The sequence below is a fragment of the Niallia sp. HCP3S3_B10 genome, assembly GCF_052064465.1.
In the GTDB taxonomy this organism is placed as follows: Bacteria; Bacillota; Bacilli; order Bacillales; family Cytobacillaceae; genus Niallia; species Niallia hominis.
In genome coordinates, this window is the sequence record NZ_JBQHVO010000037.1 from 39,511 (window position 1) to 52,384 (window position 12,874).

The window sequence follows — 12,874 nt, forward strand, 5'->3', positions numbered from 1 at the left end:
CCTCTCTTTAATCGAATAACCCAATAACTTATATCCAATATATCGCATATTGAATATTTATCCTAGTGTTTTTGTAAATTGAGTTTTCTTTATGTTGTCGAGTAAAAAATAATAACAATCCGTGATCAAGGATAAAAGGAACCCAATAAGGTCTGTACTATTATAAGTACAGACCTTAAACTTAACGCTGATATTGTACACGATGAAGGTTAGCGAAAATCCCGTTCTGTGCTAATAATTCATCATGCTTTCCTTCTTCTTCTATCCCATTTTCTGTAACTACAACAATGCGATCAGCGTTGCGAATGGTCGCAAGGCGATGTGCAATCACTAGTGTTGTACGGTTTTGAGCTAGCTCATTTAATGAATTTTGGATAATTAATTCCGTTTCTGTATCAAGTGCAGAAGTCGCTTCATCTAATATGAGAATGGGCGGGTTTTTTAGGAACATCCGAGCAATAGCGATTCTTTGCTTCTGTCCACCTGACAGCTTCAATCCTCTTTCACCAATCTGCGTTTCATAACCATCTGGCAATTTAAGCACTAAATCTTCGAGATGTGCTCTTCTAACTGCTTCATGAATTTCTTCATCTGACGCATTTAAATTACCGTAAGCAATATTTTCTTTTAACGTACCTGTAAATAAAAATACATCCTGCTGTACAATTCCAATTTGCGATCTTAATGATTTCATCGTCATATCACGAATATCCATTCCGTCAATCTTGATACTCCCACTATTCACATCATAAAAACGAGGAATTAACGAACAAATCGTCGTTTTACCGGCACCAGAAGGTCCGACAAAAGCAATCGTTTCACCAGCAGTTATGGACAAATTAATATTTTTCAAAACAGGATTACTGTCATAACTAAACGTTACATCCTGTAGTGTAATATCTCCCTTTAATCCATTTACTTCTATTGCATCTTTCTTATCTAAAATCTTTGGTTCTGAATCTAGCAATTCTAAGAAACGCTTAAATCCAGCCATTCCCTTTGGATATAGTTCTAATATGGCACTAATTTTATCAATTGGTTTTTGCAATATATTTACAAACAAAATGAAAGATACTAGTTCCCCGATTTTCATTTGATCATGAAAGGTTAGCCAAGCACCAAAGACTAAAACTACTAAAGTAAAGAATCTCATTAACATATATACAGAAGAAGACGTAAGCGACATTACTTTATATGCACCTATTTTTGCCTTACGGAATCTTCTATTATTTACTGTAAATCTAGAAATTTCATAGTCTTCATTTGTAAAAGATTGAACTACACGTACACCAGAGACACTATCTTCCACTCTAGCATTTACATCTGCAATATCCCCATACATATGGCCCCATGCCTTATTCATGCTTTTGTTACAGTATGTAATGAGCCAAACTAGAATTGGAACGATAAAGATAACAATTAATGCTAGTTTTATATTAATTGTAAGCATAATCCAAAATGCACCAACAAATGTCATAAAAGCAATAAATAAATCCTCAGGTCCATGATGGGCAAGTTCTCCTATATCAAATAAATCATTGGTAATACGACTCATGATATGGCCAGTTTTTGTATTATCAAAAAAAGAAAATGATTGTCTTTGCACATGGGTAAATAATTGGCCTCGCATATCTGTTTCAATATTTATCCCAAGTTTATGGCCCCAATAATTGACTATGTATTGAAGAAAGGTACTTGTTACATATAATAGCAGTAATCCCACACCTACGGATAAAATCGTGCCCCAATTTCCTTCTGGAAGCAAATCATCAATATACCAAGAAACCGCAAGTGGAAAAGCAAGCTCTAATAGTGCAACAACGATTGCACTTGAGAAGTCGAGCGTAAATAATTTTTTATGTGGTTTATAATATGAAAAAAAACGTTTAATCATAATTTATCTCCTTCACACCTAACCTTTCTAATTTGTTATCCTCTTTTATCATTCGTTCCAGTTACTACATAAACGATATACTATCATACCATTTACGTAGTTTCTGTCTGCATCGAACAATTCTTTTCTTCTTTTTTACATTCACCTATATTGAGAATCATTATTGATTATAGTAGTTATTTGCAATTTCCACAAGATAAATATTTGTCCACTTCTTAACGGACAGTAAAAATCTGCCTGCAAGCTTTATGCGATTTTGAAGATAGTTGGTAAAAGTTCAACTGTCCGTATAGCTCCGACTGCTTCTACTATCATCAGTGAAAACATAACTTACGAATGGAAGTTTCAGTTTATATATTCGACATAAATCAAGCGAAATACCTTACAAAATAGGAGTATGGTCTGATTGTTTAATTATTCAATAAAATGGATAAAAAGTTATTTAGTAAATATTCATTATTTTTGCATTATTCTATCAACTTCTATTTTTATCCACACTCCTTTTTAGTATAATAATAGAAAGAGATAATTTTCTATTACTTATATGAATTTCCTTTAGCCTATTTTGGTATATAAACTGCGACAAATATGTCTTAACATCCATTCTATCGTTTATTAAAGGAGTGTGTTTTTTTGGATTATCATTTATTGACCTTTGTGACAGTTGCTGAAAAACTAAATTTTACTAGGGCAGCAGAAAGCTTACATATTACTCAATCTGCAGTAACGCTTTCCATTAAAGCACTTGAAAAAAAGTATAATGTTACCTTTTTAGACCGAACGAATAAATATGTAAGACTAACAAAAGCAGGCGAATTATTTTATTTTCATGCAAAGAAAATTTTATCTGAGTACAAAGAAGTGAATAATTTGATTGGTCACCTCTCTGAAACGAAAAGCCGTCCACTATCCATTGGCTCTAGCTTCACATTCGGAGAATATTTACTTCCGAAAGTAATTGCAGACTATATAAAAAAAGACAAGAAACATGATAATCCTATGATAAGTATAAGAAACTCGAATCGCATTATCGATCAATTGCTACATGGAGAAATTGATCTAGGAATCATTGATAGTCATTTGAAACATCATCCACATTTAAGCATAACACCATTTAAAGAAGATGAACTTGTCATTATTGTTAGTAAAAATCATCGTTTTGCCAGTCTTTCATCCATAGAATTAAAATATTTGTATGATGAGACTTGGATACTTAGAGAAGAAGGTTCAGGAACAAGAGAAGTAGTAAATCAGTTTTTTCAAAACCAAAACTTTGATCCACCGAGTGTTCGCTCATTTGGAAGCACACAAATTATTAAAGAGTCTGTGGAAGCTGATTTAGGGATATCGATTGTTTCTAAATATGCAGTCCAGAAAGAAATGTTTATGGATACCCTTAGTATATTACGTATTAAAAATGTCCCAATCATCAGATACTTTTCTTTTATCGTTCCTGAATTTTCCTTTAAACAGCATGCTGTTTCCCCTCTTATCACGGAGCTAACGAAGGAAATTAAGCTATATCAAAATCTTTCATATGGTGAATAATCTTTTAAAAGGGCTGAACTTTTCGAACAGCCCTTTTACGGATGAATTTCTTCCCTTCTATCTCTCGATATCATTTCACTACTTATCAAACAGATTAGGCAAAAATCCTCCCTCCTTATTCTGAACCAGAATGAAGAAGAGAGGATTCCACCTTTTAAATAGCAGATAATGTGTTTCCTTTTTTACTTGCAGCAATCAGTTCCTTTATTTCCTCTAACTTGTTCTCTGAAAAAAGTTCCACGATTCTACTTCCAACGATTACACCATCACAATATTCTGTCATACTGGTAACATGCTCTGGAGAAGAAATGCCGAATCCTGCTAGGACTGGGATGGGACTTACTTCCTTAACCTTTAGTAAATGTGTACCTAAATGTTCTTGGAAGCTAGTTCTCGATCCCGTTATACCGTTTACCGTTACGGCATATAAGAAGCCATTTCCTTTTTTAGCAATGTTTTCAATTCGTTCTAACGGACTTGTTAATGTCACTAATCGGATTATTTCAACATGATGCTTTGCAGCTAATTTTTCTATGATTACTTCTTCTTCTACCGGTAAATCAGGGACAATCAGTCCATTTATTGATGCTTTTTCACAGTCTTGGAAAAATACCTCTACTCCGTATGCTAATATAGGATTTAAATAGGTCATCATCACAAGTGGAATAGTAGTTAACTCTCTAAAAGATTGAATCGATTCAAATACACCTTTAAGTGTTGTTCCTGCTTGAAGGGAACGGATGCCTGCGGATTGAATAATCGGTCCATCTGCTACAGGGTCAGAGAAAGGAATGCCTAATTCAATGGCAGTTGCTCCTGCTTCTTCAAGAAAGAGCACTTTATCCTTCAACGTTTCAAGACCACCGTCTCCAGCCATTATATATGGAACAAACGCTTTATCTCCTTTTTCAAGCACCTCATGAAAGACTTCTCGAATTGTCTTCATTTTTATTCCCCCATTCTTTCCATCACTGTATTTACATCCTTATCTCCTCTACCAGACAAGCAAACAATAATCCCTTTTTCCTTATCCATCTTAGCAGCAAGTTTTACTGCATAGCTAATTGCATGAGCACTCTCTAATGCAGGAATAATCCCTTCCACTTTACAAAGAAGCTGCAGTGCTTCAAAAGCTTCATCATCGGTGATTGATTCATAGGTTGCACGTCCAATATCATGAAGATAGCTATGCTCAGGACCAATACCTGGATAATCTAAGCCTGCAGAAATTGAATGTGCTTCTTGAATTTGCCCATCATCATTTTGTAGCAAATACATATAAGAGCCATGTAATACACCTGGTTTCCCTTTTGATAAGGAAGCAGCATGCTTTTCCGTATCAAGACCATGCCCCGAAGCCTCTACTCCATATAAAGCAACACTTTCATCCTCGATAAACGGATAAAAAATACCCATTGCATTACTGCCGCCACCAATACAGGCAACAATCGCTTCTGGAAGATTTCCGACTTTTTCAACGTATTGTTTTTTTGCTTCTTTACCAATGACACTTTGAAAATCACGGACCATCATTGGAAATGGATGTGGTCCCATTACAGACCCTAAAATATAGTGAGTATCAACAACATTTGTTACCCAATAGCGTAAGGCTTCATTACAAGCATCCTTAAGTGTGGCACTTCCAGAAGTAACGCCAACTACTTTTGCTCCTAGTAATTCCATTCGGAATACATTCAGCTTTTGCCTTCTAATATCCTCTTCCCCCATAAAAATCGTACATTCTAAGTTTAATAGCGCACAGGCTGTTGCTGTGGCAACACCATGCTGTCCAGCTCCTGTTTCCGCTACAACTTTCTTTTTGCCCATTCTTTTTGCCAGTAATGCTTGGCCTAAGGAGTTATTAATTTTATGAGCTCCTGTATGATTCAAATCTTCTCTCTTTAAATAAATTTTTGCGCCACCAGCGTATTTTGTTAGATTTTCTGCAAAATAAAGGGGTGTTTCTCTTCCGACATAATCCTTAAGCAAATTATTTAATTCCTTATGAAAAGCTGGATCCTGCTGTGCTTTCTTATATTCTGTTTCAAGTTCTGTTACTGCCTGCATCAATGTCTCTGGTACGTATCTACCTCCATACAACCCGAAATGTCCTCTTTTATCTGGAAACGCATATGTTTCTGGCATGATAGCTCCCTCTTTTCTTAAATATGAACTGTTTTTCCAATTTGTAAAAAATTTTTGATTTTCACTAAATCTTTCTTTCCATCCGTTTCCACTCCACTGCTAACATCCACCATAAAAGGATTGGTTATTTGAATGGCTTCAGCTAAGTTTGATATATTTAATCCGCCAGCAAGGATAATTTTCTTTTGGCCGAAGTCATAATTTTTAATTATGCTCCAGTCAAATGCTATTCCATTTCCTCCATGATACTTTCCTCTCGGGCTATCTAGTAGGGCATATTCACATGGAAAAGCAGTTACTTGTTGAAGATCTTCTTTGGATGATATACTAAATGCCTTAATTATTGGCAAAGAAAAGCTTGAAGCAAATTCTGGCGTTTCATCTCCATGAAGCTGAATTGTATTAATACCTGATAATTTCACAATTTTCTCTATATTATCTTTAGTCTCATTGACAAATACGCCCACCTTCATTAAATCATTAGAGAGAGTATCAATAATTTCTTTCGCCTTTTCTGGATTTATTTTCCGTTTACTATTCGCAAATACAAAGCCTAATGCATCCGCTCCATATTGAACGGCACATGCTGCTGCATCTTTTGTTGTAATGCCACAAATTTTTACTTTCACTTTATCTCAAGCCCCCAAAGATACTTTCATTTCTTTGATTTTGCTTTCAAGGTCTGTTGCTTTCATAAAGGTCTCCCCAACTAAAACAGCATTCGCTCCACTAGATGTAACCTTTAAAATATCATCAAATGTGGCTATACCACTTTCGCTAACCATGTATCTGCCACTATTCTTAATTTTCCCAGCTAATTTTTCGGTTGTTTCCAGTGATACTTCAAATGTTTTTAAGTCTCTGTTATTCACACCAATTAACGGAGCATCTGTTTTTAAGGCTCTTTCCAATTCTTCTTCATTATGAACTTCAAGCAATACTTCCAGCCCTAATTTCGTTGCATACGTATATAATTCATGTAGCTTTTCGTCCTCTAATGCAGCTGCTATTAGTAATATGAGGTCTGCACCATATGCTTTAGCGAAATCGATTTGAATCTTATCAACAATAAAATCCTTGCATAGAATGGGCAAATTAACCGCTTCTCTCACTTTTGCCAAATCCTCGTATGATCCTTTAAAAAAGGGGGCATCTGTTAACACAGAGATAGCATCTGCACCATATAATTCATACATTTTAGCTTGTTCCTTTGGATCCTTCTCCACATTGATATCTCCCTTTGATGGAGAAGCCCGCTTAAACTCAGCAATTACGGATAATGCTTCTGCCTGCATTATTTTATTTAATAACGATCTTCTTTCCTTGCTTTGAACGACTGTCTTCAACTCTTCTTTTCTTTTATATAATTCTTCAATCGTTTCGCTTTTTTTTGCAATAATTTTATCCAAGATGGTTTCCACTTTATATCCCTGCCCCTTCGAATTCTTTGCTTGTCTCCACTAATTGATTTAATTTATGAAGTGCTGCTCCTGAATCAATACTTTCCTTCGCTGCATTTACTCCTTCGATAATACTGTCAGCTCTTCCTGCCGTATAAATACCGATGCCTGCATTTAAAAGTACCGTATCACGATAAGCACCCTTTTTCCCCTTTAAGACATTCCATAATATTGTGGCATTTTCCTTTGCGTCTCCTCCACGTATTTTTCCATTTGTATAATAAGGGAGGTTTACATCTTCTGGATTAAGGATCGTTTCCTCTATTTTTCCATTTTGCAAAATCACCAGTTGATTTTCACCTTGTAAAGAGGCTTCATCCATTCCGCCTGCACCATTTAAAACAACAGCTCGCTTTCTGCCTAATTTTTTTAAACTTTCAGCAAAAGTTACAAGTAAATCACTTCTATATATTCCTAATACTTGCGTTTCAAGGGATATTGGGTTTGTTAATGGTCCAATTAAATTAAAAATCGTTGGAAGCTTTAATTCTCTTCGAACCTTCATAATTCTGCCCATTTTCGGTTGAACATGCTGAGCAAATAGAAATGTAATTCCTACTTCTTCTAATTGACGAATATTTTGTTCTGGAGTGACATTTAGTTTTATTCCTAGTTCTTCTAGGACATCTGCACTTCCTGTTTTACTAGAAATACTGCGATTTCCATGCTTAGCTACAGGTATTCCTGCTCCTGCTAAAACAAATGCTGAAGTGCTGCTTATATTAAAGCTTTGAGATCTGTCTCCACCAGTACCGCAGTTATCAATACAGCCCATTATTGTTTCGGAAAAAGGGAGAGTCTGTTTTCGTACAGCATTTACGATACCGACTATTTCCTCTACTGTTTCTCCCTTCATTTTTAAGCTTGTAATAAAAGCCGCAATCTCTGTATCTGTTATTTCATCTGAAAAAAGGAGGCTTGCCGCATTTTCCATTTCAGCTTCCGTTAATGATTGATTCGCCATTAATTTTTCTACGTATTCTTTCATCTTTGAACTTCCTTTCCAGTTTCCATGATAAAATTTTTCAACAACTGTTTTCCGCAGTCAGTCCCTATTGACTCTGGATGAAACTGATAGCCATATAACGGATACTTCTTATGCTTTATCGCCATAATCTCGTTGTCGTCTGTTGAGTTAGCCAAGACTTCGAATTCCTCATTTAATGTATCCTTCTTAATAACAAGAGAGTGGTATCGCATCACTTCCGGGTCTTCTATATTTCGAAAAACGGAGTTATTTGTTACCTTTAATTTCGATGTTTTCCCGTGCATTACATTAGAGGCTTTTACTACTTCTGATCCAAATGCATATCCAATTGCCTGATGTCCAAGACAAATGCCAAGAATCGGAAACTCCTGATAAAGAGTTTGAATAAGCTCAATTAAAATGCCTGCATTTTCAGGTCTACCTGGTCCAGGTGAAAGAACAATCCGTTCTGGATTTAAGCGACGAATTGCCTCAATCGAAATTTCATCATTTCGAACAACCGTAATCTCTTCCCCTAATTCTCCTAAATACTGAAATAAGTTATACGTAAAAGAGTCATAATTATCGATTAATAAAATCATGCTGTTCCTCCAAGAATAATTTTAGTTTATGAATCGTTTCCTCATATTCCTTTACTGGAACAGAATCATGCACGATCCCTGCACCAGCCTGAATGTATGCCTTTTTGTCTTTAATAACCATTGTGCGAATTGCTAGGGCAAAGTCCATGTTTCCATTTTTCGAAAAATAGCCAACAGCCCCTGAATAGACTCCTCTTTTTGTTCCTTCTAATTCATTGATAATCTGCATAGCACGTATTTTAGGAGCTCCTGATACTGTCCCGGCAGGTAAACAAGAAACAAGTGCATCTACACATTTGAAATCTTTCTTTAATTCTCCGCTTACCTCTGAAACAAGATGCATAACATGCTTATACTTTTCTACTTTGATATACTTATCAACAGAGATACTACCAAAACCACTAACTTTTCCAACATCGTTTCTTGCTAAATCAACTAGCATTTTATGCTCTGCTAGTTCCTTTTCATCTACCAACAGCTCTTGCTCTAGCTTTATATCTTCCTCCAACGTCGCCCCTCTTGGCCTCGTTCCAGCAATTGGATTTGTTATTACTTTTCCGTTAACTGCTTTAATTAAGCTTTCGGGTGAACTTCCAAGCACTGCATACTCCTCAAAATCGAAAAAATACATATATGGTGACTGATTTTTAATGCGAAGTTTTCGATAATAAGAAAAAGCAGATCCCTCTATTTCAGCAGTCATCCTTTGGGATGGAACTACTTGGAAGATATCCCCTTCCAAAATATAATCCTTTGCTTTGTTAACCTTCTCGATAAATTGCTCTTTCGAAATGCTTGCCTGAAATGGAGTTAGTTTCACTTCCGGTAAGTCCTCTTTATAAGGAGCAGTGACCTCTAGCTTTCTAATCTGCAGTCGAAATCTTAGCTCTTGTTCTGTTGTCGTTTCCTTTAATGGACTTGCAACCAAATAAACTTTTTGTTCTAAATGGTCAAAAATTACTAAATCTTCAAAAAACATAAGATGCACATCTGGTATTCCTATTTCATCCTTAGCGTCTGGACCGATATATTCATATTGCCTTATATTGTCATAGCCTACATAACCGAATGCTCCTGCATTTACTGGCAAGAAATGAGGAAGTTCTGCTTGATTTTCTGGCAAGAATTCTTTTACCAAATCAAGTGCCCTTTCTTTTCTTATTTCTCGTTTATCTCCATCAAGAATCATTGTTTCAAAACCACTTCCAATAAGCTCAAATGTTGGATTACATCCTATGATGGAATATCGTCCTGAATCTTCATGTTTTAGAGAGCTTTCGAGCAGGAATTTCTTTTTTCCAGATAGTCTTTGATAAATCCCTATAGGCGTTAATGTATCTCCTTGAATTTCATCTATTAATAAAATATTGGTTTTCATCATTAAATCCTCCTTGTTTGACGCTTTTTATTAAAACATTGAATATTAGCCAACAAAAAAAGTCCCCTATCTGCATGATTCTTTTGCAGATAGAGGACGATTAATTAACCGCGGTACCACCTCAGGTTAGAGTGATTATTCACTCTCACTTTTCGAGTACAATTTATACTCTATCCCGATAACGGAGGATACCGTTGAACCCTACTATATTTTCAGATTCACACTCAGAAGTCCATTCAGTATAAGGAATGTATCGGTTCACACCAGCCACCGACTCTCTTTAACATCGTGTTTATACTTACTACTCTTCTTCATTGCTTTTGCAGTATTAGTTATTTTTTTATAAAACAAAAAGGGCCTCTCTCCTATAAAAAGGACGAGAGACCCGTGGTGCCACCTTCATTAGCTTAATAATTTAAGCTCACTTTAAGAAATCCGTCGAAATACAACTAAATTTCTGTCTCTTGTAACGATGAGACGTTCGCTAAAGCCTACTACAAAAAATTGGTTCGGTTTAGAAGCTCAGAAGTCCATTCTCTTTATCGTCCACACTGGTTTGCACCAACCACCAGCTCTCTGAGGTTTTCAATAAAGGTACTACTCTTCTTCATTGCCGTTCGATATGTTACTTATATGATATGGAACTATATAATAAAAGTCAACTATTTTCCACTAAAAATTTTAATTGATTTTTTCAAGCGCTTTTTTATAGCGGTTTTTCCAATCCTCTGCTAATTGTTCGATTTGTAATATCGTTAACATCGCATCTTTATTTTTACGATCTAGAAGCATCACTTTCGTTGCATCCCAAACGGACACTTTATCTTGGGGACGTTCTATTAATTGAAAGCTTGAATTCGCATTTACCATTCCTTCTTCGATAACTTTTAGAAAATAGCCCGTATAACAAGTTTCCACTATTCTGCTTAAAAATGTGTCCACTTCATTATATTTTGAAATAGTAGAACAAGGAACCCTTCCTTGGGTTACTTGTACAATCGCTTTCCCTAAAGAAAAGATATCGCCAATATATGTATTATGTTCCGTAAATTCTGTTCCACAAATATTTTCTCCAAAAGCAGGTGGATTAAGCTTTATTTTAAATTCCTCTTCCCACTTTTTATAATGTTCAAAAGGATAATAGCATACCGCTCTTTCTTTCCCACCATGAAAAGCCTTATTCGCAACACCATCGCCAACAAAGCCATCAACTGTTAATAACACTTCTTCCACTTTCTCTTTTCCAATTGCCGAATGAACCATTTTATCTTTCCATGTAAATGCTTTTTCTTTACCAATGCTTAAAGCAATAACTTCCCCCACTTTTACACACCACCATCATTTTTATTTCATCATATCATATTAGTTAAAGAAAAGAAGAAAGGAGTTGGCAAAAGTGAAATAACCATTTTTTGGATGGAGAAAATCGCGTTAATTTTTATCGCGCCTGTACATATTAACTATAGTTAACTATTTGAAAGCAGGGAGAATGAAAATGGATCATGTAAATGATGAAAAAAGAATAGGTAACCTTACAAATAAAATGCACAAGACAGCTAAGAAACAAAATGTAAAGGTTTCTAAAATGTCGATATTCTCACTTTCTTCCATCCCGTTAGTAATGACCCTTGGAAATAGCATGCTGATTCCAGTATTGCCATCAATTGAACAAAAGCTGAATATATCCTCTTTTAAAGTAAGTATGATTATTACTGTATATTCTATTTTAGCGATAATATTGATACCCGTAGCAGGCTATTTATCGGATCACATCGGTCGAAAACGGGTGATTATTCCAAGTTTAATTATCGCTGGTATTGGTGGGGTCATTTCAGGAATTGCTGCATGGTTAATGGATAATAGCTATTGGGTCATTCTTCTCGGAAGAGCACTTCAGGGTGTTGGTGCAGCTGGAGCATTCCCAATTGTATTACCATTAGTAGGCGATTTATTTAAAAACGAAGAAGAGGTGAGTAGTACATTAGGGATTATTGAAACAGCCAATACATTTGGAAAAGTACTTAGTCCAATCCTAGGAGCATTTTTAGCAGGATTTATATGGTATATCCCTTTTATGTCTATTCCTGTCTTTTGTTTCATTTCCATCGTTTTAATAATGATCTTTGTTAAATCACCAAAAAGTAAAGAAAAGCCTTTACCGTTCAAAGAATTTATTCAACATACGAAAGAAATATTGCACCAAGACAAAAAATGGCTGTACGCCATTTTCTTTATTGGAGCTATTGTTATGTTCGTTTTATTTGCGGAGCTGTTTTATTTATCAGATATATTGGAAAAGCATTATCATATTAAAAATATTAAAAAAGGCCTATATCTCTCCATTCCGCTCGGAGCATTATGCCTTACTTCCTACATTACTGGAAAAAAAATAAAAAAAGACAAAAATTTAATGCGCTGGATAACATTTATTGGCTTACTAGCAATAATTACTGGAACAATTGCTCTCAATTTTTCAGAAAAAATGTGGTTCATTATTATCTTCCTTACGATTGCAGGTATCGGAATTGGAGGAAGCTTACCCCCTCTTGATGCCTTAATAACAGAAGGGATTGAAAAGGAAGAAAGAGGAACCATCACAAGCATTTATAGTAGTATGCGCTTTATTGGAGTGGCAGCTGGACCACCTATTATGGCGATTTTAATGAAGCATATGGAGCACTTTCAATTTTATTTGCTTTGCGCGATTACTTTAATCGCTGCTGTTGCTGCTTTCTTTCGTTTAAAACACATTGATGAAACAAAAACGAATTAAAATAAGTTTATATAAATGAATCAATTTCATAAATTTAACGCTTAGAGCCTCAAGGTCTCAGAGACACAAAAAAAGGAGTACCTCCCCAAAATGTCGAATTTAGTAAG

The 12,874-nt window shown here is 35.4% G+C and carries 11 protein-coding genes and 2 other annotated features; of the genes, 2 read left to right on the forward strand and 9 right to left on the reverse strand.

Features of this window, described 5'->3' with window-relative positions:
- Nucleotides 1-181: 181 nt before the first annotated feature.
- Entirely contained in the window at nucleotides 182-1,894 is a 1,713-nt protein-coding gene (locus ACTNDN_RS15780; protein WP_031536768.1) for an ABC transporter ATP-binding protein, read from the reverse strand.
- A 633-nt stretch (nucleotides 1,895-2,527) separates the two neighbouring features.
- Between ACTNDN_RS15780 and ACTNDN_RS15785 the strand changes: the two genes are divergently transcribed.
- On the forward strand, nucleotides 2,528-3,442 hold the full coding sequence (locus tag ACTNDN_RS15785) for a LysR family transcriptional regulator (protein WP_441131452.1): 915 nt from the start codon (nucleotides 2,528-2,530) through the stop codon (nucleotides 3,440-3,442).
- Nucleotides 3,443-3,596: 154 nt separating this feature from the next.
- Here the strand turns inward: ACTNDN_RS15785 and trpA are convergent, their stop codons facing one another.
- The 8 genes from trpA to ACTNDN_RS15825 form a co-directional block, all read right to left on the reverse strand.
- Entirely contained in the window at nucleotides 3,597-4,388 is a 792-nt protein-coding gene (gene trpA / locus ACTNDN_RS15790; protein WP_251628748.1) for a tryptophan synthase subunit alpha, read from the reverse strand.
- Nucleotides 4,389-4,390: 2 nt separating this feature from the next.
- Nucleotides 4,391-5,587, reverse strand: coding sequence for a tryptophan synthase subunit beta (gene trpB, locus ACTNDN_RS15795; RefSeq protein WP_441131453.1), 1,197 nt, complete (start codon nucleotides 5,585-5,587; stop codon nucleotides 4,391-4,393).
- 17 nt (nucleotides 5,588-5,604) lie between these two features.
- Entirely contained in the window at nucleotides 5,605-6,216 is a 612-nt protein-coding gene (locus ACTNDN_RS15800) for a phosphoribosylanthranilate isomerase (protein ID WP_441131454.1), read from the reverse strand.
- A 6-nt stretch (nucleotides 6,217-6,222) separates the two neighbouring features.
- Nucleotides 6,223-7,008, reverse strand: coding sequence for an indole-3-glycerol phosphate synthase TrpC (gene trpC, locus ACTNDN_RS15805; RefSeq protein ID WP_031536763.1), 786 nt, complete (start codon nucleotides 7,006-7,008; stop codon nucleotides 6,223-6,225).
- Between the two features lies 1 nt (nucleotide 7,009).
- Nucleotides 7,010-8,035: an anthranilate phosphoribosyltransferase gene (trpD, locus tag ACTNDN_RS15810; protein ID WP_441131456.1), complete on the reverse strand. Its 1,026-nt coding sequence runs from the start codon at nucleotides 8,033-8,035 to the stop codon at nucleotides 7,010-7,012.
- Entirely contained in the window at nucleotides 8,032-8,616 is a 585-nt protein-coding gene (locus tag ACTNDN_RS15815) for an anthranilate synthase component II (RefSeq protein WP_031536761.1), read from the reverse strand. Before ACTNDN_RS15815 ends, trpD begins: the two co-directional genes overlap by 4 nt.
- On the reverse strand, nucleotides 8,597-9,994 hold the full coding sequence (gene trpE, locus ACTNDN_RS15820) for an anthranilate synthase component I (RefSeq protein ID WP_031536760.1): 1,398 nt from the start codon (nucleotides 9,992-9,994) through the stop codon (nucleotides 8,597-8,599). Before trpE ends, ACTNDN_RS15815 begins: the two co-directional genes overlap by 20 nt.
- A gap of 89 nt (nucleotides 9,995-10,083) precedes the next feature.
- Nucleotides 10,084-10,318, reverse strand: a binding site (T-box leader).
- A gap of 45 nt (nucleotides 10,319-10,363) precedes the next feature.
- Nucleotides 10,364-10,614, reverse strand: a binding site (T-box leader).
- Between the two features lie 61 nt (nucleotides 10,615-10,675).
- Nucleotides 10,676-11,317 carry an MOSC domain-containing protein gene (locus ACTNDN_RS15825; RefSeq protein WP_031536759.1) on the reverse strand — a complete coding sequence of 214 codons (642 nt, stop codon included), beginning with the start codon at nucleotides 11,315-11,317 and terminating at the stop codon, nucleotides 10,676-10,678.
- Between the two features lie 172 nt (nucleotides 11,318-11,489).
- Here ACTNDN_RS15825 and ACTNDN_RS15830 point away from each other — a divergent pair, with 172 nt between their 5' ends.
- Nucleotides 11,490-12,767 carry an MFS transporter gene (locus tag ACTNDN_RS15830; RefSeq protein ID WP_441131457.1) on the forward strand — a complete coding sequence of 426 codons (1,278 nt, stop codon included), beginning with the start codon at nucleotides 11,490-11,492 and terminating at the stop codon, nucleotides 12,765-12,767.
- The last annotated feature ends 107 nt before the right edge of the window (nucleotides 12,768-12,874 follow it).

Coding starts and splice junctions, on each gene's coding strand:
- trpA (WP_251628748.1), bottom strand. CDS start 4,388: ATGAAGACAATTCGAGAAGTCTTTCATGAGGTGCTTGAAAAAGGAGAT.
- ACTNDN_RS15780 (WP_031536768.1), bottom strand. CDS start 1,894: ATGATTAAACGTTTTTTTTCATATTATAAACCACATAAAAAATTATTT.
- trpB (WP_441131453.1), bottom strand. CDS start 5,587: ATGCCAGAAACATATGCGTTTCCAGATAAAAGAGGACATTTCGGGTTG.
- ACTNDN_RS15830 (WP_441131457.1), top strand. CDS start 11,490: ATGGATCATGTAAATGATGAAAAAAGAATAGGTAACCTTACAAATAAA.
- trpE (WP_031536760.1), bottom strand. CDS start 9,994: ATGAAAACCAATATTTTATTAATAGATGAAATTCAAGGAGATACATTA.
- trpD (WP_441131456.1), bottom strand. CDS start 8,035: ATGAAAGAATACGTAGAAAAATTAATGGCGAATCAATCATTAACGGAA.
- ACTNDN_RS15815 (WP_031536761.1), bottom strand. CDS start 8,616: ATGATTTTATTAATCGATAATTATGACTCTTTTACGTATAACTTATTT.